Below are 22,055 nucleotides of genomic sequence, written 5' to 3'. Positions count from 1 at the left end.
AATGAAACTAAATCGCCATAGCCTCCGCCGTATGGGCGCTCTGACGCGCAAGGAATTTTTTCAGCTCATGCGCGACCAGAGCAGCCTGCTCATGGGGATTGTGCTGCCTCTCATCCTGATCCTGATCATGGGGTACGGCATGTCTCTGGACGTCAAAAATGTACCGACGGCCATTGTCTTGGAGGATCCCTCGCCAACGGCCCGTCAAATGGTGAACTTTACGGAAGGATCGGCGTATTTTTCACCGGTTTACGTGCGTTCTATGCGGACGGCAGAAACTCTCTTGGCGCAGCACGACGTAGATGCGATCATCCGGGTGCCTCAGAATTTTGCTGCCGATGTGAATCAAGGGACAGCCAAGGTGCAGGTCATTCTCAATGGGACCGAAGCGACGACGGCCATGTCGGCTCAGCGCTACATCGAAGCGGCTGTGCTGACGTGGGAAGCCGGTTTGTCCGTACGGAGCGCCAGCGCCGGCCAGGCGACGACAGTAAGCCGAATCTGGTTTAATGATGCCAATACGAGCGCCTGGTTTTTCGTACCGGGCATTCTCATGCTGGTCCTGACGACGAGCGGTGTCTTTCTGACGTCTGTCGTCATGGCCCGGGAATGGGAACGGGGGACCTTTGAGTCTCTGTTTGTCACACCTATTAAAATTGGTGAGCTCATCCTGGCCAAGGTCCTGCCTTATTTTGTTGTCGCCGTCTTTGGGATGATTCTGTGCCTCATTGCCGGGAACGTGCTGTACGACCTGCCCATGCGCGGTTCACTCATCCTGCTCATCGGTGTCTCTATGCTCTATTTGATCATTTCCCTGGGAATTGGCCTGGTTATTTCGGCCCTCACGAAAAATCAGTTTCTCGCCTGCCAGGTGTCGCTCATGATCAGTTTTCTGCCCTCGGTTATGCTCTCTGGTTTCCTTTTTGACCTACATTCCCAGCCTTTGGCCATTCAAATAATCAGCCAGTTTTTGCCGACGACGTACTATCTGCAGCTCATGAAGACACTCTTCTTGGCCGGCAACTATTGGCCCCTTATCATCCGCAACGGTTTGATTCTCCTGGGCTTCGCCATTTTGTTTATCGGCCTGGCCTTCCGCATGACCCGTAAGGAGATGGAATAATGACATTCTTCGAGACGCTGGCACTGTTTGGGCAGCATTTGCGCTACTTGTGCCAAAAGGAATTGATTACGATCTTCAAGGACCCGCGCATGCAGTTTATGCTGGTCATGCCGGTTATTATACAGGGCTTTATTTTTGGCTACGCTGCCAACTATAACCTCGATCGCGTGCCCTATGCCGTCGTTGACGAATCGCATAGCAGCAGTTCCCGCGACTATCTGGCCCGCTTTTCAGGGACTACGTCCTTTGAATTGAAGGCCGTCCTGGGCAATACTAGCGAATTAGGCGATCTCATCACCTCCGGTGACGTCATTATTGCCATCGTCATTCCCCAGGATTTTGAAGATGTGTTAAGCCGTGGTGGTACAGCACCGGTGCAGGTCATTGCCGATGGACGTAACAGTTCCATCGCCGGCATTGCCACCGGGTACGTGAGCCAGATCACCGCCGCCTGGAATGAATCGCGCCGCGGGTCAGCAGGCCCTATTACTATTGAAAGCCGCACGTGGTACAATCCCAATCAGATTACGCGCTGGAATTTCCTGCCCGGCCTGATTGCTATGATTTCCTTTGTGCAGGTCATCTTTTTGGCGGGCCTTTCCATTGCCCGGGAACGGGAGCAGGGCACCTTTGAGCAGCTGCTCGTAACGCCCTTGTCGCCGCTGGAAATCCTCATTGGCAAAGCTATGCCGCCTATGCTCATCGGCTTTGCGCAAAGTGCCATGCTCTACCTCATTGCCCGCTACTGGTTTGCCGTGCCCTTTGCCGGTTCTCTAGGGACACTGACGGTTATTATTCTGGTTTTTATGCTCAGCTCGACGGGGATTGGCCTTTCTATTTCTGCCGTTTCCCGCAATATGCAGCAGGTCTTGGTCTACGTGCTGGTCCTCATGATTCCCATGGTACTTTTGTCCGGTATTGCTACGCCTGTCCGTAACATGCCGGAATTTCTCCAAATCATTACCTATGCCGATCCCATGCGCTTTGCCGTAGATGCCGTAAAACGGGTCTATCTTGAAGGCGCCGGCCTGGCTGCCATCTGGCGGGATCTGGTACCCATGTTCCTGATTGCGGCGGTCACTATGCCTATTGCAGCCTGGCTGTTCCGGCACCGGACAGTTTAGAAATGCCTGGCTATGCGCCTTGGCAGGGCTGGGAAAAATATTAGCAAAAAAAATGAAAAAAAGACTTGCCAAAAGGCATGGTACATGATACAATACTTTTTGTTCGAGGCACTAAGGCCCCGGACGGAAAGTGGAAACGGCCCCGTGGTGTAGCGGTTTAACATGTCGCCCTGTCACGGCGAAGATCGTCAGTTCAAATCTGATCGGGGTCGCCATTTTTGCTCAGGTAGCTCAGTCGGTAGAGCAGGGGACTGAAAATCCCCGTGTCGGCGGTTCAATTCCGTCCCTGAGCACCATCTATATGCGGAAGTAGCTCAGGGGTAGAGCACCACCTTGCCAAGGTGGGGGTCGCGAGTTCGAGCCTCGTTTTCCGCTCCATATGGCGGCATAGCCAAGCGGTAAGGCAGAGGTCTGCAAAACCTTCATCCCCAGTTCGATTCTGGGTGCCGCCTCCATATTTTCAAAAAATCACGTCATGCCGAGGTGGCGGAACTGGCAGACGCAACGGACTTAAAATCCGTCGGATAGAAATATCCGTACCGGTTCGATTCCGGTCCCCGGCACCATTTAACAACACATTGCGACGAGCATGGTAACGGTTGAGATTTATGTGCTCTGGCAACTGATTTGAAGGTTTGGATGTAGATCCAAACCTTTTTTGTAATATGCATGGTGTATGTGACTGTGCAGGGGGTTAGGATGCCCATGGAAGCGTATCAATACAAAGTATCGGATTTTGAAGGCCCGCTTGACTTATTATTGTATCTGATTGAAAAAAACAAGGTTGATATTTATAATATACCTATTGTGGAAATTACTGATCAGTTCAATGCCTATGTGCGGGAGTTCGAGACCTTTGATGTCAATTACGCCAGTAAGTTCTTTGTCATGGCAGCCACACTCCTGCAAATCAAGTCGCGTCTGTTGTTGCCGCGGCCCCCGCAGCTGGAAGAGGAGGAAGAAGACCCGCAAGAGGTACTGATCCGCCAGCTGGTAGAGTACAGGCAGATGAAACAGTTTTCTACTACCATGGCGACCCTCTGGGAACGGCGCTGCCAGATGCCGGGCCGGGAGCGGACCCCGATGCCTTTTACGAAACAGTTTTCCGGTAAGATTGAAAAAAGCGCCTTATATCAGGCTTTTCGGCTGGTATACCAAACGCTGCCGGAGACGCCTGTGACGGAGATCCACTTGCAGAAGGAAATTTACAGCGTAGCCGAATCGATGCGCCGCGTGGAAATGATTTTGCAACAGACGTCACGGCCCGTGCCGGTGTGGCATATCTTTCGCATTTGTCGCACGCGGACCGAGCTGGTTGTCGTTTTTTTGTCTGTCCTGGAACTGCTGAAGCTGGGCAGATGCTGTACCTTGTCTGACGGAGAGGAAGGAAATGCCGTTGCCTTACGCTATGTCCCCGGCGGGAACGCCTGAACCGACGGCCGTACTGGAAGCGCTGCTGTTTCTCAGCGGCCAGCCGTTAAGTGTTGCCGAACTGACGGCCCACACAGGCTGGGATGAAGAGAAAATCGAACAGACAGCCCAGACCCTGGCCGGTGTCCTGCGTGAGGAAAAGCGGGGGCTGTGCCTGCTGCGCGTAGCCGGCGGCTATCAGCTCGTCGTACGGCCTGAATTGTATGAAACCGTGCAATGGGTACATACACGGACGACAGAGCTTTCTACGACAGCGTTGGAAGTGCTGGCTATTATTGCGTTTAAACAGCCTGTTACACGGGCAGAAATAGAAAAAATACGGGGTGTATCTTCGGAGCGGCTCATTGCGTCGCTCTTGCAACAGGGACTGATTCAGGACCTGGGCAGGAAGGATTCACCGGGCCGGCCCATTTTATATGGAACGAGCGCGTATTTCTTAGAATGTATGGGTGTCGACTCCTTGTCCGAGCTGGCAGAGAAGATGCCCCAGGAATTGCAGCCACAAGCAGGGACGGAAACGCAGACTGCCACGACGCTGACAACGGAGGAACAAGATGAAAGAACGATTGCAAAAAGTAATGAGTAACTGTGGCGTCGCTTCACGACGGGCATCGGAACAACTGATTCTCGCTGGTAAGGTGCGCGTTAATGGCGTTGTCGTCCGTGAATTAGGGACGAAAGTAGATCTGGATAAGGACATGATCCTCGTCGACGGTAAACGGCTGGAAGCCGAAAAGAAACGGTATTTTCTTTTTAATAAGCCCAAGGGCGTCATTACAACCGCCAGTGACGACCAGGGCCGGGAAACGGTCATGGACTATTTTAAAAAAGTACCGGAACGCATTTACCCTGTTGGCCGGCTGGACCAAAATACAGAAGGTCTCCTGCTCATGACCAATGATGGGGAATTGGCTAATATTCTCATGCATCCGAGCAAACTCGTCGATAAAACCTATGAAGTAAAGATCAAGAGCCGCATTGCCGATACGGTGCTGCAGCAGTTGGCTGACGGCGTAGAATTGGAAGATGGCATGACAGCACCGGCCATTGTTTGCTATAATGGATATGATGTCCATACAGGGATTACCAATGTGGAAATCACGATTCATGAAGGCCGGAACCGCCAGGTCCGCCGCATGTTTGAACATTTTGGCCTGCAGGTGTACAACCTGCGCCGTGTCCAGTATGCCTTCCTGACGCTGAGCGGTGTCAAACGCGGGGCGTATCGCCGCCTGACACCGGAAGAGATTGCCGAATTATACAAATATAAATAAGGGTGTACATAACATTGAAACGAGTGATTGTCATTGGCGCCGGAGCGGCCGGTATTTTTGCGGCTCTGGCCGCAGCTGAGCAAGGCGCAGATGTCTTGCTTTTTGAAAAAAACGATATTGTAGGGAAGAAGATGGGCATTACCGGTAAGGGACGTTGTAATCTGACCAACACATGCCCGATGGCCGATTTTATTGCCCGTACGCCGGGACATGGCAAATTCCTCTTTAGCGCCTATCAGGCCTATACCAATGAGGATCTGCTGAACCAGGTGCACGCCTGGGGATTGGCTACGAAGGAAGAACGGGGCGGCCGCGTATTTCCCCAGTCCGATAGTGCTATTGAAGTACGCAAGCTCCTGTACCATCGCCTGCAGGCGGCAAAGGTGGACCTGCATCTGCAGGAACCGGTCCGGGCAGTGCACCACGCTGCAAGCGGGTTTACTGTACAGACCGGCCGTGGTACGTATGAAGCCGGTGCCTGCATCATTACGACCGGTGGTGTGTCCTATCCCGTCACGGGCTCGAGCGGCGATGGCTATGAATTCGCTAAGGCCCTGGGCCACACGGTGACCGAGCTCAGGCCCTCGCTTATTGCCTTTACGGCCTCCGATGCGTGGGTGCGGGACCTTGCCGGTTTAGCCTTACGCAACGTCGATGTGTCTCTCTGGAAGCAGGGCAAGAAGCTGGCCAGCCAGTTTGGGGAAATGCTCTTTACCCATACGGGTGTTTCCGGTCCGGTCATCCTCATGCTGAGCAGTGCCGTAGCGCACAAGCCCAAGTGGACTTTTCCCATGCAGCTGCGTATTAATTTGAAACCGGCCCTTACGGCAGACGCGCTGGATGCACGGGTACAACGGGATTTTCAGAAATACCTGCGCAAGCAGGTAGATAATGCCCTGAAAGAATTATTGCCCCAGCACCTGATTCCCGTCGTGTTAGACCAGGCCGGTATTGCGAAAGAAACACCAGTCAATCAGATTACGCGGATACAGCGCCAGGATCTGGTAACGGTACTCCAGGCCTTGTCCCTGACCCTTACGGGAACGCGGCCGATTGCAGAGGCCATCGTTACAGCCGGTGGTGTTTCTGTCCGGGAAATTAACCCGAAGACAATGGAATCGAAATGTGTTGAGGGACTTTATTTCGCCGGCGAAGTCATGGACATTGATGCCTTTACCGGTGGCTATAATCTACAGGCAGCTTTTTCTACAGGTGTTGTAGCCGGACGTGCTGCCGCAGCGGAGGCGAAGGAAGAATGAAAAGACTGACGGTTGCTATTGATGGACCGGCCGGGGCCGGTAAAAGCAGTGTGGCTAAGCTGGTAGCTAACCGGCTTCATTACTTGTACATCGATACAGGTGCCATGTACCGGGCGTTTACCTGGGCCATGTTAAAAAATCATATCGATCTGGCTGATACTGAAGCGGTACAAAGCCTGACCGATACGATACAAATCCGCCTGGAACCGGCTGCTGAGTATTGCCGCGTGTATGTAGGCGACACGGAAGTCACTGAGGATATTCGTACCGCTGACGTGTCTTCTCACGTTTCTCCTGTCGCAGCACTTGCAGTAGTGCGTACTAAACTGGTAAAATTACAGAGGGATATGGCCGCTTCCGGCGGCGTTATCCTTGATGGCCGGGATATTGGTACGGTAGTCCTGCCAGATGCGGATCTGAAAATTTTCCTGACCGCTTCTGTCGAAGCCAGAGCCCGCCGCCGTTATCTGGAACTGCAAGCCAAGGGCAGTACGGACACACTGGAGGCTATTGCTGCCAGCATAGCTGCCCGCGATGATATGGACTCCCATCGGGCTGTTTCACCGTTGAAACAGGCAGAGGACGCCATACTCGTCGATAACAGCCAGCTCGATTTGCAGGAAACGGCAGATTTGATCTGCAGGATTATCGAAGAAAAACAATAAGGATGCGGGAAAAATGAGAAACTTTTGTTATGCCGTGATTCGCTTCCTCTTCAATGTGGCCACGTATTTGTGGCTGGGCATGAAGGTGTTTGGGGCAGAACACGTGCCAAGAAAAGGGGCCTTTATCATGGCCTCGAACCATGCCAGCTATTTTGATCCGCCTTTAGTAGGAACGGCGATGCGGCACAGGCTGATTCATTTTATGGCAAAAGAAGAACTCTTCCGCAATCCCCTTATGGGTTGGTTCCTGCGCTATGTCCGGACCTTTCCTGTCCATCGCGGCCGCGTCGACCGCAAAGCACTGTTAGAGGCGTTACGCGTGCTAAAAAGCGGTGAAGTCCTGGGCATATTTCCGGAAGGAACCAGCAAGGACCAAGGTGTCCTGGGGCCTTTTCATGAAGGCGTCGCCATGATCGCCATTCATGCACAGGCACCTGTGCTGCCGACGGCCATTATCAATTCGCGGCAGCTGCCTAAAAAGACAGGCCCTGTGAGCGTTGTATTTGGGGAGCTCATACAGCCACCGCCACCTTGTCAGGGGGACCGGGAAGCACAACGCGAGCAGGTCCAGGCCTTTTTGGAAGAAATAAGAAACGGAGTACTGGCCTTGATTCACCAGTACGGAGAGGATGAAGTGCATTGAACGTATTCATTGCCGATGCCTGCGGTTTTTGCTACGGTGTACGCCGGGCTATAGAACTGGCATCCCATGCGGCCAGTGGTACGCATACGCTGGGGCCTATTATACATAATCCCCAGGTCGTAGCCCGTCTGGCTGAGCGCGGCGTATCGCCGGTTGCTTCCCTAGACGAAGTCAGCACAGGAGAGCCGCTTTTGATCCGGTCCCACGGTGTCGGGCCGGAGGTTTATGAAAAAGCGTCAGAAAAACACTTACAAGTAGTGGACGCCACGTGCCCACATGTAAAAAAAGCACAGCAAGATGCGAAAAAAATCATCGAAAAGAACAAAAATCTTATAATTATTGGCGAAAAAGCCCATCCAGAGGTAATTAGTATTTCACAATGGGGGGCAAATCGTGCTATTATATTAGATAGGGAAGAAGAGGCCCGGGCCCTGCCTCATATGAAAGAGGCCGGCGTCGTCGTGCAGACTACCTTTTCCCAAGAGCAGTTCAAACGCATCAAAGCGATACTCGAATCCAAAGTCGATGACTTGGAGATAGATATGACCATTTGCACAGCTACACAGCAACGGCAGCAGGCTGCTATTGAGCTGGCTGGCAAGATGGACGCTATGATCGTTATTGGCGGCAAGAACAGCGCCAATACCGGTCGGTTAGCACAAGTGTGCAAAGAACAGGGTTGCCCGACATATCACGTTGAAACAGCAGCTGAATTAGATACGGCCTGGTTCCGTGGTATGAAGAATATAGGCATTACAGCCGGCGCTTCCACGCCGGATTGGATAATACAGGAGGTTGTTAAGATTATGGAAAATTTGCAAGCAGATGCCACAGAAGTAATGAGTGAAGAATTGTTGGACCAGTATGATTATGAAGAAAATCCAAAGAAAGGCGACGTAGTAGAAGGCACGGTTATTTCTGTGAACGATGATGCTGCCTATGTTTCCATCGGCACGAAAGCAGAAGCAATCCTGCCGAAAAAGGAAATGGCTGTACCCGAACCTGCAAAGGCTAGCGATTTCGTTAAAGTCGGTGATAAACTGACGGTTGAAATTGCCAACAATATTAAGGATGAAGGTTCGATTGTCGTTTCCCTGGTAAAAATGAAGAAAGTCGAAGACTGGAAAGAAGTCCGCGATGCATTTGAAAATGATCAGCTCGTTGAATGTACCGGTAAAGAAATCAACAAAGCCGGCCTGGTCGTTTCCATTAAATCCCTGCGTGGTTTTATTCCCCTTTCCCAGGGCGATATCCGTTTTGTAAAATCCTTGGATTACCTCGTAGGCCAGACCTTCCAGGTTAAAGTCATCGACATTGATGAACATAAAAACCGCCTCGTTCTCTCCCGTAAAGCTGTTCTCGAAAAAGAACGTGAAGCAAAACGGGAAGAAGCCATGGAAAAAATTGAAGAAGGTGCAGTACTCGAAGGCACAGTCGTTAAGATCATGCCTTATGGCGCATTCATCGACCTCGGCGGCGTAGAAGGCTTGCTCCATATTTCTGACATTTCCTGGAAACGTATCAGCTCCGTTGACGCAGTTCTCAAGCAGGGCGACAAGCTGCAGGTACTCGTACAGAAATTCGATAAAGAACGCAATCGTATTTCGCTTTCCTTGAAAGCACTGCAGAAGAATCCTTGGATCGCTGCTATTGAAAAGATCGAAGTTGGCGACGTAGTCAAAGGCGAAGTTAAAAAACTGCTGCCCTTCGGCGCTATCTTGGCTATCGATCCGGAATTACAGGGTCTCCTGCACATTTCCGAACTGACGGAAAAACGCGGTGCTAACGTAAAAGATCTCGTGAATATCGGCGATATCATGAACGTCAAGATTATCGGCATTGATGCAGATAAGAAGAAGATTTCCCTGAGTGTATTGGCATTGCAGAAGGATGAAGAAGAACAGGAAGTTCACGACTATCTGGAACATGCAAAACAGCAGGAAGAATCGGCTACAATTGGCGACGCTGTAGAAGATAAATAAGTTTTCGTGGGAAAAGGGATAGCCGGCGTAAACCGGTTATCCTTTTTTTTAAAACTCCCTATTTTAGAAAGGATAAAAATATGTCTGACACGTTAAAAGCTGTCATTGCCAGTGTACAGGACGGCAGCCGGGCACAGCGGGAAGGCTTGCAGCCAGGCGATACGATTGTTTCCGTCAATGGACAGGCCGTTGAAGACCTGATTGATCTCAATTTTGCCTTAGCCGACGAAAAGGTGCATCTCGTTGTGAAAAATGGCGATAGCCTGCGGGATTGCTATTTTCAGAAGCGCTTTGGCGAAGACCTGGGACTGACCATGGAAAATGCCGTCTTCGATCATATCCGCCAGTGTTGGAACAACTGTGTGTTTTGTTTCATTGCCCAGATGCCGGAAGGTATGCGTCCTTCCCTGTATGTAAAAGATGACGATTACCGTATGTCTTTTCTAACCGGCAGCTTTATTACGTTGTCCAACCTTTCGAAAGACGATCTGAAACGGATTCATCAGTTCCATCTGTCCCCGCTTCATATTTCTGTCCATACGACAAACGGTGAATTACGGCGTCTTATGATGCGGCAGGAACGCACGGAGAAGATCATGGAACAACTGCAGCAGCTCGTCCATGCGGATATCGACATCTATTGCCAGATCGTTCTCGTACCAGGATATAATGATGGGGAAGAATATACGCGTACCCTGAAGGATTTAAAGGGCCTCGGCCCTAACGTCCTGGGCATTGCTGTCGTACCCTTGGGCATGACCAAGTTCCGCGACAGCTGTGAAAAGCTGGAACCGGTCACGGCAGAAGAAGCCCGTGACATCATTCACCGCTCCCAGCCCTTTATCGATCAAAGCCGTGCAGCCGGTACGGGCAGCTTTGTCTATCTGGCTGACGAATTCTATCTCAAGGCCGGTATTCCCCTGCCGGATGCGGCCTATTATGATAACTACGAGCAAATCGAAGACGGCATTGGCATGATGCGCCTCTTTGAACAGCAGTGGCACAGCTGGGACGGAACAGTCCGTACGGCCTATGACAAGCCGCTGCGCCTGGCTCTCTTTACAGGAACCTTGGCAGCGCCTTCCATTAAGGAGCTGGTCGATGAAGTGCACGTAGACAACCTGGAAGCCACAGTTATTCCCGTAACAAACTATTACTTTGGTACGCAAATCAACGTAGCCGGTCTGCTCACGGCAGAAGACATGCTGAATGCCTGGCAGGACCTGCGTGGTCACTGGGACGGTATCATTATTCCCGGTACGGCCCTGCGTAAAGGCGAAAATATTTTTCTCGATGACCTGACACTGGAAGAATTTGAAAAGAGAGCCGGTGTCCCCGTAGGTGTGAGCGAATTTGCCCCACAATTGAAAGATCTCTTATATCATTGGCAGGAATAAGGAGCAAGAATATGTATAAACCGTTAGTAGCCGTTGTTGGGCGGCCGAATGTAGGAAAATCGACACTCTTCAACGCTGTTGTCAAAAAACGCATCTCTATTGTTGAAGATATTCCCGGCGTTACGCGCGACCGTATTTATTTTGATGGCGAATGGCTGGGCCATGAATTTACGATGATTGATACAGGCGGTATCGAATTTGATGATGTAGACAACAACTTCTTTACCAGCATGCGGTATCAGGCAGAGCTTGCTATCCGCGAGGCCGATGTCATTATTTATGTCGTCGATGGCAAAACCGGTATCCAGCCGCAGGACCAGGAAATAGCTAATATTCTCCGCTCGTCAGGAAAACCGGTCATTCTGGCTGTCAACAAAATCGACAGTGTGGAACAGGAAATTAACATTTATGAGTTCTATAGCCTTGGCTTGGGGGATCCCATCGGTATTTCGGCAGTCAATCTTATGAATCTCGGTGATCTGCTCGATGAAGTATTGAAGTATATCAAAGAAATACCGGTAGACGAAGACGATGAAGATGCCATTCATATTGCCCTCGTCGGCCGCCCGAACGTAGGCAAGTCATCTCTTACGAATGCACTCCTGGGACAGGAACGGGTTATTGTCAGCAATATTCCCGGTACGACACGTGACTCCATCGATACGCATTGGACTCATGACGATACGAAATTCGTGCTCATCGACACGGCCGGTATGCGCCGCAAGGCCAAAATCGACTTGCCCGTCGAACGCTATAGCGTCGTCCGTGCCTTGCGTGCTGTAGACCGCTCCGATATTGCCGTTTTAGTCCTCGATGGCGTAGACGGCGTGACGGAACAGGACAAAAAGATTGCCGGATACGTTCATGAAGCCGGTAAGGGCTGTATCATCGTCGTCAATAAATGGGATCTCATCGATAAAGACAGCAAGACCAGCCTTAAATATACCGATGATATTCGGCGGGAACTGGCCTTTATGCAGTATGCACCGATTCTCTATGCATCGGCTCTGACGAAACAGCGCATTAACCGTTTGGCCGATCTCGTTAAATACGTATCGGAACAGCAGCATATGCGTATTTCTACGAGTGTTCTGAACGAATTGGTCGAAGATGCCCAGCTGACCAATCCGGCACCCGCTAAAAACGGACGTCCGCTGAAAATTTATTATATGACCCAGGCTTCCGTCTCACCGCCGACGTTTGTCCTCTTCGTCAATGACCCGCAGCTCGTTCATTTTTCCTATACCCGTTTCCTGGAAAACAAGCTGCGTGAAACCTTCGGCTTTGAAGGGACGCCGATCCGCCTCATTTTGCGCGGAAAAAAGGGAGATGAAGAAAGTTGACAGCAGGTCTCTTTTGGTTGGCCCTGGCCTATGTGGCCGGCTCTTTCCCGAGCGGGCTGGTCATCGGCAAAAGCCTCTATCATAAGGATATCCGCCAATACGGCAGCCATAATACGGGCGCGACGAATGCTTACCGCGTTCTCGGCAAGACTGGCGGCTTGTGCGTCCTCGCCCTCGATGCCTGCAAGGGTGCACTGGGCGTCTACCTGGGCGAATTGGCCGGTTTGTCGTGGCTGCCGCAGCAGCTGGAGCTCTGTATGATTGCCGGCGGGCTCTTAGCCATCTTAGGCCATTCGTGCTCAGTATTTATGAAATTTAAGGGCGGCAAGGGCGTAGCTACCGGGTTAGGCGTACTGCTATACCTGGCACCAAGGGAAACGCTCATCGTCTTTGTCGTCTGGTGTATTGTCGTCGGCCTGACGCGGTACGTGTCCTTAGGCTCTATTATTGCCGCGGCCCTCGTGCCTTTTGTTATGTATGCCTTTCATGAACCGTTTGAAATCGTTGCCTTTGGCGCGTTGGCAGCTCTGTTTGTCATTGTCCGGCACAGGACGAATATCATACGGCTCGTGCACGGCAATGAACTAAAGGTAGAACGGATCAAGAAAAAATAGGACTGTCCGTTTTAGGTTTGGTATTTGATATGTATAGAAAAACGTGTATAATTAACATGTACGAGCAGGTGATGAAGTGAGAATCATAAGCGGCAGTGCCCGGGGCAGACAATTAAAGTCTCCTAAAGGGATGTTGACACGTCCGACACTGGACAGCACGCGGGAAAGTATTTTCAATATCCTGGCTAACAATTACGGTCTCGCCGGCAGCCGGGTTTTGGACATCTTTGCTGGGACAGGTGCACTCGGGCTGGAAGCGCTCAGCCGCGGTGCCTCATACTGTGCCTTTATCGATCATTACACGCGGGATCTCATCCGGGAAAATGCCGCTATGTGTGGTTTTGAAGGACACTATGATGTATATCGCATGGAAGTTGGACGGGCTTTGGCAGCCTTAGAAGGCCAGACGTTTCACTATATTTTTGCTGATCCGCCGTATAACAAAAATCTGGTATGCCATACACTTTCCTGTATTTTCGGATATGGTTTGCTGGATTCCGATGGCCTGATTATCATGGAACATTGCCGGCAGGAACCGATTGCTGACGATCCGGCGTATGAGGTCATCAGAGAAAAAACCTATGGAAAAGAAACGCGCGTCAGTTTTATCTGCCGCCGCCAGGAAGGGGAATAATTGTGCGAATCGGAATCTGTCCGGGAAGTTTTGATCCTGTTACGAACGGACATATTGATATATTTGAACGGGGCAGTAAGCTTGTAGACAAGCTGATTATCGCTGTATTCAGCAATCCAACAAAAAAACCTGTATTTACAATGGCAGAACGGGAAGAAATGCTGCGCAAAACGACCAGCCATCTTCCTAATGTAGAGGTGGCCAGTGCTGAGGGCCTGCTCAACGAATACGCCATAGCACACGACGCTACGTTGATTATCCGCGGTCTCCGTGCTCTCAGCGATTTCGAATATGAATTTCAGCGTGCTTTGCTCATGAAACAAATTGAACCGAGTATTGAAACCGTATTCATTATGGCGAATACCAAGTATTCCTACGTCAGTTCAACGGGTATCCGGGAGTTAGCCTGTTTTGGTGGCAAATTAGATGGAATGGTACCTGAATACGTAAAGCAGCAGCTGCAAATAAAATTTAAAGATAAATATAAGGCATAGGGGTGGAGAACATGAATTCTGATAAATTATTAGAAGATTTGGAAAGTTTAGTACTGAATGCGTCGAAGATGCCCTTTACGAACAAAAAGATGATTGAAGAAGAAGAATTACTGCAGATCATTGATGACTTAAAGGCTTCCATGCCAGCCGAATTGGAAGAATCCAAAAAGGTTTTGTCTGAAAAGGATAAGATCATTGCCGATGCCCAGCGTCATGCTGACAGCATGGTAGCCCAGGCAAAGGATTATATTGCTAAACTGACTGAAGAAAGTGAACTCGTGCGGCAGGCACAGGAACATGCCAATCAGATCGTCATGAGCGCAACAAAGTCGTCTGATGAGTTGAAAAGCAGCTCTATTACATACGCCGGCGATGTACTGAAATATGTAGAAGGAACGTTAGAAAAGACGCTGACGAGTATCCGTCAAAACAGGGACAGCCTGCTTCAATCGAACCGTCAGGATACGACCAAATAAATACGTTGCAGGTAGTGCCATAAGTGCAATATCCCTGAAGGATATTGCACTTTTTAGTACACGGAGGACAGCACATGAAGGATATTACATCGCGAGATAATCAATGGATTAAGGCAGCGTGCGCGCTGAAGCAGAAAAAGGGCCGCTGGGAAGCGCACCGCTTTTTTGCCGAAGGCTTCCGTATTATCTGTGACGCGATTCACGTCGGCGTCACAGATGGCGTCTGCTTTGTTTCGCCTAAAGGACAGTCTCATCCTGGTTTTTCCCAATTAGAAGCAGCCGGGGAAAAACTGGGCTGGGAATTTTTTGCCGTTACAGAGGCCGTATACGATAAGCTGAAGGATACAAAAAATCCGCAGGGCCTGGCAGCGATGCTGCCTTTCTTGCCACACAGCCTGGCATCGCTGCAGGGACTCGATCCCAAGCGGCCGGTTCTTTACCTGGAAGCGATTCAGGACCCGGGGAATCTCGGGACCATCCTGCGTACAGCAGCTGCAGCCAATGCGGCGGCCGTATTGTTAAGTGAAGACAGTGTAGATGTGTATAATGATAAGACAATCCGCAGCGCTATGGGTGCTATTTTTAAGATTCCCGTCGTGCAGCAGGTCACGCAGGAGGAACTGCTTGCCTTTCGCCGGCAGTCGGGACGGCAGCTGTTAGGGACGACTCCTGACGGCACGATATCGTACGCTGCCGTCGCCTATGATAATCCGCACATCTTGGCCTTTGGCAATGAAGGTAACGGCCTTACGGCGGCGTGTCTTCAGGCGTGCGATCACTTGGTTTCTATTCCCATGAGAAAGGATACGGAATCACTGAATCTCTCCCTTTCCGTGGGCCTTGTCCTCTATAAAGCATGGGAAATGAATGGATTTAAGGAGTAGAGCTATGGCAGATATTACGACTATTTTACAACAATATAAAGACGGCAGCCTGACCCTGGATGCGGCGCAGCAGCAATTGCAGACAGCTGTTTCCTTGGCTGACGCTGCGTCAGTAGAAGATATGGGATTTGCCAATATTGATCTGCAGCGAAAAGAACGCTGTGGTTTTCCGGAAGTTGTCTACTGTGCCGGCAAGACGATTGACCAGTCTGTGCAAATATTGACACTGCTCATGCAGCAATACGACAACGTCATCGGCACGCGGGCCGATAAAGCCGTGTATGACCGGCTGGTGCCTCAGTTCCCGGACGTACAATACCACGAACTGGCCCGTATGGTGTATCAGCGTAAGGACACCCATAATGATAATGGCGACAGGACCATCGCCGTCGTGACAGCAGGAACCAGCGATATTCCCGTGGCGGAAGAAGCTGCTCTTACGGCTGAAATTATGGGCAATGTAGTCGAACGCATTTATGATGTGGGCGTAGCTGGTATTCACCGCCTCCTGCGCCGGGCCGACGATATCCGTAAGGCCAATGTCGTCGTCGTCGTTGCCGGTATGGAAGGGGCCCTGGCCAGCGTCGTCGGCGGCTTGGTCAATAAGCCGGTCATCGCCGTGCCTACCAGTATTGGCTATGGCGCTAATTTCCATGGCTTATCGGCTCTCTTGGCTATGCTCAACAGCTGCGCCGCCGGCGTATCTGTCGTCAACATTGATAATGGCTTTGGCGCCGGCCGTTTGGCTGATATGATCAATCGCATGAGGTGAGCAGATGGAAACACTTTGGCAAATGGAAGCTAACATCGATGATATGAATCCGCAAAATATGGAGTACGTCTTCCGCTGCCTCCTCGATGCCGGCGTCAACGACGTCTGGGGCGTGCCCATCGTCATGAAAAAGGGCCGTATGGCCACCATGCTTTGCGTTCTCTGCCGGGAAGAGCTGATTGAAAAAGCGGCCCAAATTATTTTTAAAGAAACGACCAGCGTCGGCGTGCGCTATTTTCCCTTGAGCCGCATCGCCTGTGAACGGGCTATTAAAACGGTAACGATCGACGGGGAAGTCTTGCACTGCAAGCTTTGCTGGCACGCAGGTGTACTGACCAATATTTCAGCGGAATACGATGACTGCCGCGCTGCTGCCGTAAAAACAGGGGTTCCCTTGAAGGAATGGCAGCGCCGCGTCCGGGAAGAGGCGTATAAACAATATGGACAAGATTCTTGACGAAAAGGTGCGGGCCTATAAGGCACAGCTTTCGGCAGCCGGTATCGAGTGTGTACGGGAAAAGCCTATCAATTACGGCTGGAACCTCGTATGCCGCCTGGGCAGTGAAGAAGGCCGCGTCAATATATACCATGGCAAAAAAGGAATTTCCGTCGTTCTTCAGGCTAAAGAAGGCGCCTTGAAGCAGGCTCTGGCCGGACTGGATCAGGCTCAGCCGGCAGGCCTTTCGGCAGCCGGATTTTTTGGCTCTCAAGGGGAAGCACCGGCTATCCGCCCGGCTGCTGCCGATACCTGGATGGGGTGTGACGAATCGGGCAAAGGAGACGTTTTTGGTCCCTTAGTCGCAGCAGCCTGCCAAATTACGAAAGAAGAGGAAGTCCTCTTTCAAAAAGCCGGGGTCTGCGACAGCAAGGCCCTGACCGACACGAAAATTGCCACGCTGGCCGAATATATCCGCCAAACCCTGGCAGATCGCTGTGTGGTGACAGTTCTTATGCCGGAAGAGTATAATAAACAATATGAACTATTGAAAAAAAATAAGAAAAACTTGAACCATCTTTTGGGGAGTCTACATGGACAAAACATTTTATGTCTATTGCGTAAGCACAAATGTCCATGTATAATAGTGGATAAGTTCGGTAAGGATGAATATGTCCTGAATGAACTGCAGACGGTAGCGAAAACTCACCGTATTATCCAGATTCCCAAAGGAGAAAGAGATACGGCCGTAGCGGCGGCGTCCATTTTGGCACGTGATGCCTTTGTCCGCGCTATGAATACGCTTTCAAAGCGGTACGGTATGACTTTTCCTAAAGGAGCCTATGCGGGCATTGCGGCAGCCATAGCACAGTTCCGCCATCAATATGGCGATGCAGAACTGGCCTTTGTAGGAAAATTGAATTTTAAGACCTTTGATTTTTTACGGTGAGCAGCATATGAACAGATTGATTATTAACGCCGATGATTTTGGTATTCATCATGAAGTAAACCTGGCCGTCGCCAAGGCCTTTGACCAAGGTGTATTGACCAGCACGTCCTTACTCGCTTCGGGACCGGCATTTAACGAGGCCGTAGCCTTGGCTGCAGCCCGGCCCGGTCTGGGTATAGGTGCACATTTATGCCTCGTAGGCAGCTTGTCGCCTGTCTTAGCGCCCAAAGAAGTACCGTCCCTCGTCGACGGGCGGGGCCTTTTTCCGGAAAGCTATGGCGAATTCATGAAACGCGTGTACAGCGGACGCATTAATTATGAAGAACTGTACCGGGAACTGGATGCGCAATTAGAAAAAATCATGCAGCAGCCTTTGCAGATTACACATGTAGACAGCCATCAGCATTTACATGTATTGCCCCAGGTGTGGACCATCGTCCAGGCGTTAATGAAAAAGTATAAGCTGCACCGTCTGCGTATACCTGCCGAGTCGTATCGTTTCAAGGTATGGACGGCAAAACCTGTGCGCGTTATGGGGCGAAACGGCCTGACCTTTTTGGCCAAACGGGCAGAAAAAGATGCCAGACGGCTGGGTTTTACAACAACTGATCATTTTTGGGGTATGGTAGATGGCGGCAATATGAATGAAGCAAATTTGTCTTATATCATCAAGCAGTTACCTTTTGGCGTGCATGAAATCATGATGCATCCGGGACTGCATACGAATGTGCTGGCCCAGACGTTTACGTGGGGCTACCATTGGCAGGATGAACTGGCGGCACTTCTGTCACCAGCTATACGGAATTTGCTGCAACAGCGTGAAATCAAATGTATTCATTACGGGGATCTGCCTTGATACCCAATCAGCTGGGAGTGACACATTTTGGAAATATTAGTGACAGGCGGAGCCGGTTTTATTGGCTCGCATTTAGTAAATGCACTGGCCGACGCAGGCCATCGGGTAACGGTAATTGATAATTTCAGCACAGGCTGCAGGGAGAATATGGATGACCGGGCCGAGTATTACGAAATGGATATCCGTGACCGGGAACAAGTAGCCTCTGTCTTTGCTTCCCACGCCTTTGAAATCGTCTTTCATGAGGCTGCACAAACATTGGTACCCTACTCCATGGAACACCCTGCAGAAGATGCCGAACTAAATATCATGGGTCTGCTCAATATTTTGGAAAACTGCCGGCAGTATCAGGTCAGACGGGTCATTTTTTCTTCTTCTGCGGCTGTGTACGGCAATAATGAAACCGTTCCTATCCGTGAAGAAGCCCCGGTTCAGCCGACCTCCTTTTATGGGTTGACCAAGGTGACGGCTGAAGTATATTTGCGCTTATATTATGAAGCCTATGGTCTTTCCTATGTTGTCCTGCGCTATGCCAATGTGTACGGCGAACGGCAGGGAACGCACGGAGAAGGTGGTGTGGTCTGCCTCTTTGCCAAGGCCCTGGCAGCTGGAAAAAAACTGATCATTTATGGAGACGGCGACCAATCCCGTGATTTTGTCTATGTCAAGGATGTGGCAGCTGCCAATATAGCCGCTATGGCAGAAAGCGTGGCGCCAGGGGTATACAATATCAGTACAAAAATTGAAACGACGATTAATGCACTAAAAGAAATCCTTATTTATTTCTCACATATGAGTCCTGATGTAGTCTATAAAGAGGCCCGTTCCGGCGACATATACCGCTCGGCACTAGACAATACGAAAGCCATAGAAGCCTTAAATTGGCGGCCTAAGACGAAGTTACTTCCGGGACTAATGGCTACATATTCATATTTTTTAGGGAGGTCCGACATATGAAAGTAAAGAACGACTCTGTATATGAATACTACCTCGTGCGAGAGGATATTCTGCCTGAGGCGATAAAAAAGACCATCAGGGTAAAAGAAATATTGAGACGACATCAGACACGGACGATTAATGAAGCCGTACAGCTCATGGATTTAAGCCGCAGTGCCTTTTACAAGTATAAAGATTACGTCTATCCGTTTCATGATTTGTCCCAAGGGCGCATCGTTACCTTTTCTATTATGATCAACGACCGTCCGGACGAACTTTCACAGGTCCTCAACATCGTAGCCGGGAATAATGCCAGTATCCTGACGATTAATCAGGGCATTCCCCTGCAGGGCCTGGCGAACGTTACCATGTCTATTGAAACGAAGAATATGAAAGTAACAGTAGAAGAACTCATGAAGATGCTCATGAAACAACCGGGGATCAATACAGTCAAACTGATTGGTCAAACGTAAGGAGGGGTAGTATGAAACACGTTGCGATAGCGCTGCTGGGGTGCGGTACCGTAGGCAAGGGAATCGTGGATTTATTGGAAAAGAACGCCGATCTCATTGAAGAACAGCTGGATACAAAAATTACGATCAAACGGATCTTGATCCGTAACCTGGCCAAATATGAACGCATGGATTTGCCGAAGTCCATTGCCTTGACGACAGAATTTTCGGATATCATCAATGACGATGACATTGAAATTGTCGTAGAAGTCATGGGCAGTGCCGATTTTGCTAAAGAATGCATTGAAGCATGCTTTAAAAAGGGGAAAAGCGTGGTCAGTGCTAATAAAGACGTCATTGCTGATTATGGGATTCCCTTGCTCAAGATGAGCCAGGAACACAATGTAGATTTTCAATTCGAAGCCAGCGTTGCCGGCGGTATTCCTATTATCCGGCCCATGTACTCGTCATTAAACAGCAACCGCATCGATCGTATTATTGGTATCCTCAACGGCACAACCAATTATATTTTGAGCAATATGACCGAACGGGGCCTTTCCTATGAAGACGTGTTACAGGAAGCACAGGATAAAGGCTATGCCGAAGCGGATCCGACAAATGATGTAAGCGGTTATGACGCAGCCCGCAAGATAGCTATCTTGGCTACGCTGGGCTTCCATTCGGCTGTAACCTTCCGTGATGTAGCTGTAGAAGGGATTGAAAGAATCACGCAGGAAGATATTAGCCATGCTGAAGAGATGGGCTATGCAGTCAAACTGCTGGCCATTGCCACACAGTCAGACGATGGCATTTCTCTTTCCGTGCACCCGGCTTTCATTCCTAAGCAGCATCCGCTGGCAAACGTCAGTGGCGCTTATAATGCTATTTATGTGCGCGGCAACGGTGTGGGCGATGTCATGTTCTACGGCCAGGGAGCCGGAGCGTTCCCGACGGCCAGCGCTGTGCTCAGCGATGTCATGAATGTAATCCTTCATACGAATCTGACCATCACGGGCAAACGGGGCTACGTCTGGCACCAGGTACCGCTAGTGGACCCGAGCCATATTGAAGCTCCCTATTATTTGCGTATCATCGTAGACAATGCACCTGGCGTGCTTTCGAGTATTGCCGGCATTTTTGCAGAAAATGGTATCAGTATCCGGTCGCTGATCCAAAAGGATGAAACCAAAGAGGTTGCAGAAATCGTACTTCTTATCGATTCCTCAGCAGATGGGCTGGTGCGTGACGCCTTGCAGAGAATGACAGGGCTGTCCTGCGTCCGCCGTATTGCCAATGCAATACGAGTTATTGAAATATAAAGGGGAATGTCATGATACAGAAGGTACACGTAAAGGTTCCGGCTACTTCCGCTAATATGGGGTCCGGATTTGATGCTGTCGGCATTGCGCTGACATTATACAATGAAATTATTTTTGAAGAAACACCGGCAGGTACAGGCCTGACTATTGAAATCAAAGGCTTGGGCCAGGATACCATACCGCTGGATCCTAAAAAGAATATGGTAACAGAGGCCATGGAAATGGTAGCCAAGCGGAATGGCCAGGCTTTGCCGCCGGGCCACGTGACACTGATCAACCGGATTCCACCGGCCCGCGGCATGGGCAGCAGTTCCGCTGCGCTCGTAGGCGGTATCATGGTTGGTGATGCCCTGACGGGACGGAATCTGAAGCAGGAAGATGTACTGGTTATTGCCAGCCAGCTGGAAGGCCATCCCGATAATGTGGCACCGGCTACGTATGGCGGCCTTACCTCGTCTATTGTGCTCACCGATACGGCGCTGACTAATTCCATTCCTGTCGGGAACGAACTGTCTTTTATTACGGTCAGTCCGGAAATCGAAGTTTCTACAGAAGATGCGCGCCAGGCGTTGCCAGACAGCATTGATTATCGCAGCGCCGTGTTTAACGTGAGCCGCGTGAGCTTCCTCTTATCATCCTTCTTTACGAAACGGTATGACCGGCTCCAATACAGCTTGCAGGATAAGCTTCACGTACCTTATCGGATCAAGCTTATTCCGGCCGGTCAGGAAGTACTCGACGCTGCCGTGGCAGCTGGCGCCCTGGGCTCGACGATCAGTGGTTCCGGTTCTACACTCATTGCCTTTGCAACGGAACGGGAACGGGAAATCGAAGAAGCCATGATCGAAACCTTTGCCGCCCACGGTATTTCTTCCTTTGGACATATCTTAAAAGCGGATAATACGGGTGCTGTGTATATCGATTAAACGATGTGCGGCCTTGCTGTGCCGGTTAGGCAGTAGCGGGCCGCTTTCTGTCTTTTTGCGAGGAGA

At 50.4% G+C, this 22,055-nt stretch carries 24 protein-coding genes and 5 tRNA genes; all 29 read left to right on the top strand.

The window, feature by feature from the left end:
- Position 1: 1 nt before the first annotated feature.
- The 29 genes from H8J70_RS01135 to thrB all read left to right on the top strand — a co-directional run bounded on the left by H8J70_RS01135 (position 2) and on the right by thrB (position 21,989).
- Entirely contained in the window at positions 2–1,123 is a 1,122-nt protein-coding gene (locus H8J70_RS01135) for an ABC transporter permease (RefSeq protein WP_186501921.1), read from the top strand.
- A complete protein-coding gene (locus H8J70_RS01130; RefSeq protein ID WP_186501920.1) occupies positions 1,123–2,247 on the top strand; it encodes an ABC transporter permease in 1,125 nt (374 codons plus the stop codon). Before H8J70_RS01135 ends, H8J70_RS01130 begins: the two co-directional genes overlap by 1 nt.
- A 138-nt stretch (positions 2,248–2,385) precedes the next feature.
- Positions 2,386–2,462 (top strand) — tRNA-Asp (locus H8J70_RS01125).
- A gap of 5 nt (positions 2,463–2,467) precedes the next feature.
- Positions 2,468–2,543: transfer RNA gene (locus H8J70_RS01120), tRNA-Phe, on the top strand.
- A gap of 7 nt (positions 2,544–2,550) precedes the next feature.
- Positions 2,551–2,625 (top strand) — tRNA-Gly (locus H8J70_RS01115).
- A gap of 3 nt (positions 2,626–2,628) precedes the next feature.
- Positions 2,629–2,702 (top strand) — tRNA-Cys (locus tag H8J70_RS01110).
- A 22-nt stretch (positions 2,703–2,724) separates the two neighbouring features.
- Positions 2,725–2,813, top strand: a tRNA-Leu gene (locus H8J70_RS01105).
- A gap of 139 nt (positions 2,814–2,952) precedes the next feature.
- Positions 2,953–3,678, top strand: coding sequence for a segregation and condensation protein A (locus H8J70_RS01100; RefSeq protein ID WP_186501919.1), 726 nt, complete (start codon positions 2,953–2,955; stop codon positions 3,676–3,678).
- The gene (scpB, locus tag H8J70_RS01095; protein ID WP_246415214.1) at positions 3,638–4,264 is read left to right on the top strand and encodes an SMC-Scp complex subunit ScpB; all 627 of its coding nucleotides are present in this window, start codon (positions 3,638–3,640) and stop codon (positions 4,262–4,264) included. The genes H8J70_RS01100 and scpB overlap by 41 nt, the downstream gene beginning before the upstream one ends.
- Positions 4,233–4,952, top strand: coding sequence for a pseudouridine synthase (locus H8J70_RS01090; protein WP_186501917.1), 720 nt, complete (start codon positions 4,233–4,235; stop codon positions 4,950–4,952). Before scpB ends, H8J70_RS01090 begins: the two co-directional genes overlap by 32 nt.
- A 14-nt stretch (positions 4,953–4,966) precedes the next feature.
- The gene (locus H8J70_RS01085) at positions 4,967–6,211 is read left to right on the top strand and encodes a BaiN/RdsA family NAD(P)/FAD-dependent oxidoreductase (RefSeq protein WP_186501916.1); all 1,245 of its coding nucleotides are present in this window, start codon (positions 4,967–4,969) and stop codon (positions 6,209–6,211) included.
- Positions 6,208–6,876, top strand: coding sequence for a (d)CMP kinase (gene cmk / locus H8J70_RS01080; RefSeq protein ID WP_186501915.1), 669 nt, complete (start codon positions 6,208–6,210; stop codon positions 6,874–6,876). The genes H8J70_RS01085 and cmk overlap by 4 nt, the downstream gene beginning before the upstream one ends.
- Before the next feature lie 13 nt (positions 6,877–6,889).
- Positions 6,890–7,519: a lysophospholipid acyltransferase family protein gene (locus tag H8J70_RS01075; protein WP_186501914.1), complete on the top strand. Its 630-nt coding sequence runs from the start codon at positions 6,890–6,892 to the stop codon at positions 7,517–7,519.
- Positions 7,516–9,501 (top strand): bifunctional 4-hydroxy-3-methylbut-2-enyl diphosphate reductase/30S ribosomal protein S1, encoded by a 1,986-nt coding sequence (locus H8J70_RS01070; protein ID WP_186501913.1) that lies wholly within the window; start codon positions 7,516–7,518, stop codon positions 9,499–9,501. The genes H8J70_RS01075 and H8J70_RS01070 overlap by 4 nt, the downstream gene beginning before the upstream one ends.
- An 80-nt stretch (positions 9,502–9,581) precedes the next feature.
- Positions 9,582–10,898 carry a DUF512 domain-containing protein gene (locus H8J70_RS01065; RefSeq protein WP_186501912.1) on the top strand — a complete coding sequence of 439 codons (1,317 nt, stop codon included), beginning with the start codon at positions 9,582–9,584 and terminating at the stop codon, positions 10,896–10,898.
- A gap of 11 nt (positions 10,899–10,909) precedes the next feature.
- Positions 10,910–12,241 (top strand): ribosome biogenesis GTPase Der, encoded by a 1,332-nt coding sequence (gene der, locus H8J70_RS01060; protein ID WP_186501911.1) that lies wholly within the window; start codon positions 10,910–10,912, stop codon positions 12,239–12,241.
- A complete protein-coding gene (gene plsY / locus H8J70_RS01055; RefSeq protein WP_186501910.1) occupies positions 12,238–12,855 on the top strand; it encodes a glycerol-3-phosphate 1-O-acyltransferase PlsY in 618 nt (205 codons plus the stop codon). The genes der and plsY overlap by 4 nt, the downstream gene beginning before the upstream one ends.
- Positions 12,856–12,931: 76 nt before the next feature.
- Positions 12,932–13,489, top strand: a complete 558-nt coding sequence (gene rsmD, locus H8J70_RS01050; protein WP_186501909.1) for a 16S rRNA (guanine(966)-N(2))-methyltransferase RsmD — start codon at positions 12,932–12,934, stop codon at positions 13,487–13,489.
- A gap of 2 nt (positions 13,490–13,491) precedes the next feature.
- Positions 13,492–13,983 (top strand): pantetheine-phosphate adenylyltransferase, encoded by a 492-nt coding sequence (gene coaD, locus H8J70_RS01045; RefSeq protein ID WP_186501908.1) that lies wholly within the window; start codon positions 13,492–13,494, stop codon positions 13,981–13,983.
- Positions 13,984–13,994: 11 nt separating this feature from the next.
- A complete protein-coding gene (locus H8J70_RS01040; RefSeq protein ID WP_186501907.1) occupies positions 13,995–14,459 on the top strand; it encodes an ATPase in 465 nt (154 codons plus the stop codon).
- A gap of 74 nt (positions 14,460–14,533) precedes the next feature.
- On the top strand, positions 14,534–15,343 hold the full coding sequence (locus H8J70_RS01035; protein WP_186501906.1) for a TrmH family RNA methyltransferase: 810 nt from the start codon (positions 14,534–14,536) through the stop codon (positions 15,341–15,343).
- Positions 15,344–15,347: 4 nt separating this feature from the next.
- Complete coding sequence (gene larB, locus H8J70_RS01030) at positions 15,348–16,115, top strand: nickel pincer cofactor biosynthesis protein LarB (RefSeq protein WP_186501905.1); 768 nt, start codon at positions 15,348–15,350, stop codon at positions 16,113–16,115.
- Between the two features lie 4 nt (positions 16,116–16,119).
- Entirely contained in the window at positions 16,120–16,572 is a 453-nt protein-coding gene (larC2, locus tag H8J70_RS01025) for a nickel pincer cofactor biosynthesis protein LarC2 (protein WP_186501904.1), read from the top strand.
- Positions 16,556–17,500, top strand: a complete 945-nt coding sequence (locus tag H8J70_RS01020; RefSeq protein WP_186501903.1) for a ribonuclease HIII — start codon at positions 16,556–16,558, stop codon at positions 17,498–17,500. Before larC2 ends, H8J70_RS01020 begins: the two co-directional genes overlap by 17 nt.
- Positions 17,501–17,507: 7 nt before the next feature.
- Complete coding sequence (locus H8J70_RS01015; RefSeq protein ID WP_186501902.1) at positions 17,508–18,356, top strand: ChbG/HpnK family deacetylase; 849 nt, start codon at positions 17,508–17,510, stop codon at positions 18,354–18,356.
- A 27-nt stretch (positions 18,357–18,383) separates the two neighbouring features.
- Positions 18,384–19,313, top strand: a complete 930-nt coding sequence (locus H8J70_RS01010) for an NAD-dependent epimerase/dehydratase family protein (protein WP_186501901.1) — start codon at positions 18,384–18,386, stop codon at positions 19,311–19,313.
- Positions 19,310–19,765 (top strand): ACT domain-containing protein, encoded by a 456-nt coding sequence (locus tag H8J70_RS01005; protein ID WP_186501900.1) that lies wholly within the window; start codon positions 19,310–19,312, stop codon positions 19,763–19,765. The genes H8J70_RS01010 and H8J70_RS01005 overlap by 4 nt, the downstream gene beginning before the upstream one ends.
- Before the next feature lie 11 nt (positions 19,766–19,776).
- Positions 19,777–21,063, top strand: a complete 1,287-nt coding sequence (locus H8J70_RS01000) for a homoserine dehydrogenase (protein WP_186501899.1) — start codon at positions 19,777–19,779, stop codon at positions 21,061–21,063.
- 11 nt (positions 21,064–21,074) lie between these two features.
- Positions 21,075–21,989 carry a homoserine kinase gene (gene thrB / locus H8J70_RS00995; RefSeq protein ID WP_186501898.1) on the top strand — a complete coding sequence of 305 codons (915 nt, stop codon included), beginning with the start codon at positions 21,075–21,077 and terminating at the stop codon, positions 21,987–21,989.
- Positions 21,990–22,055 lie beyond the last annotated feature (66 nt).

It is taken from the genome of Megasphaera hominis (genome assembly GCF_014269395.1).
Taxonomy (GTDB): domain Bacteria; phylum Bacillota; class Negativicutes; order Veillonellales; family Megasphaeraceae; genus Megasphaera; species Megasphaera hominis.
This window is presented reverse-complemented; position numbering and strand designations above follow the sequence as displayed.

What these genes read in the sequence shown, in the direction of transcription:
- H8J70_RS01000 (WP_186501899.1), top strand. Translation starts at nt 19,777, where the DNA reads ATGAAACACGTTGCGATAGCGCTGCTGGGGTGCGGTACCGTAGGCAAG.
- larC2 (WP_186501904.1), top strand. Translation starts at nt 16,120, where the DNA reads ATGGAAACACTTTGGCAAATGGAAGCTAACATCGATGATATGAATCCG.
- scpB (WP_246415214.1), top strand. Translation starts at nt 3,638, where the DNA reads ATGCCGTTGCCTTACGCTATGTCCCCGGCGGGAACGCCTGAACCGACG.
- H8J70_RS01020 (WP_186501903.1), top strand. Translation starts at nt 16,556, where the DNA reads ATGGACAAGATTCTTGACGAAAAGGTGCGGGCCTATAAGGCACAGCTT.
- H8J70_RS01135 (WP_186501921.1), top strand. Translation starts at nt 2, where the DNA reads ATGAAACTAAATCGCCATAGCCTCCGCCGTATGGGCGCTCTGACGCGC.
- H8J70_RS01005 (WP_186501900.1), top strand. Translation starts at nt 19,310, where the DNA reads ATGAAAGTAAAGAACGACTCTGTATATGAATACTACCTCGTGCGAGAG.
- H8J70_RS01075 (WP_186501914.1), top strand. Translation starts at nt 6,890, where the DNA reads ATGAGAAACTTTTGTTATGCCGTGATTCGCTTCCTCTTCAATGTGGCC.
- larB (WP_186501905.1), top strand. Translation starts at nt 15,348, where the DNA reads ATGGCAGATATTACGACTATTTTACAACAATATAAAGACGGCAGCCTG.
- H8J70_RS01065 (WP_186501912.1), top strand. Translation starts at nt 9,582, where the DNA reads ATGTCTGACACGTTAAAAGCTGTCATTGCCAGTGTACAGGACGGCAGC.
- H8J70_RS01100 (WP_186501919.1), top strand. Translation starts at nt 2,953, where the DNA reads ATGGAAGCGTATCAATACAAAGTATCGGATTTTGAAGGCCCGCTTGAC.
- H8J70_RS01015 (WP_186501902.1), top strand. Translation starts at nt 17,508, where the DNA reads ATGAACAGATTGATTATTAACGCCGATGATTTTGGTATTCATCATGAA.
- der (WP_186501911.1), top strand. Translation starts at nt 10,910, where the DNA reads ATGTATAAACCGTTAGTAGCCGTTGTTGGGCGGCCGAATGTAGGAAAA.
- cmk (WP_186501915.1), top strand. Translation starts at nt 6,208, where the DNA reads ATGAAAAGACTGACGGTTGCTATTGATGGACCGGCCGGGGCCGGTAAA.
- thrB (WP_186501898.1), top strand. Translation starts at nt 21,075, where the DNA reads ATGATACAGAAGGTACACGTAAAGGTTCCGGCTACTTCCGCTAATATG.
- H8J70_RS01130 (WP_186501920.1), top strand. Translation starts at nt 1,123, where the DNA reads ATGACATTCTTCGAGACGCTGGCACTGTTTGGGCAGCATTTGCGCTAC.
- H8J70_RS01040 (WP_186501907.1), top strand. Translation starts at nt 13,995, where the DNA reads ATGAATTCTGATAAATTATTAGAAGATTTGGAAAGTTTAGTACTGAAT.
- H8J70_RS01090 (WP_186501917.1), top strand. Translation starts at nt 4,233, where the DNA reads ATGAAAGAACGATTGCAAAAAGTAATGAGTAACTGTGGCGTCGCTTCA.
- H8J70_RS01035 (WP_186501906.1), top strand. Translation starts at nt 14,534, where the DNA reads ATGAAGGATATTACATCGCGAGATAATCAATGGATTAAGGCAGCGTGC.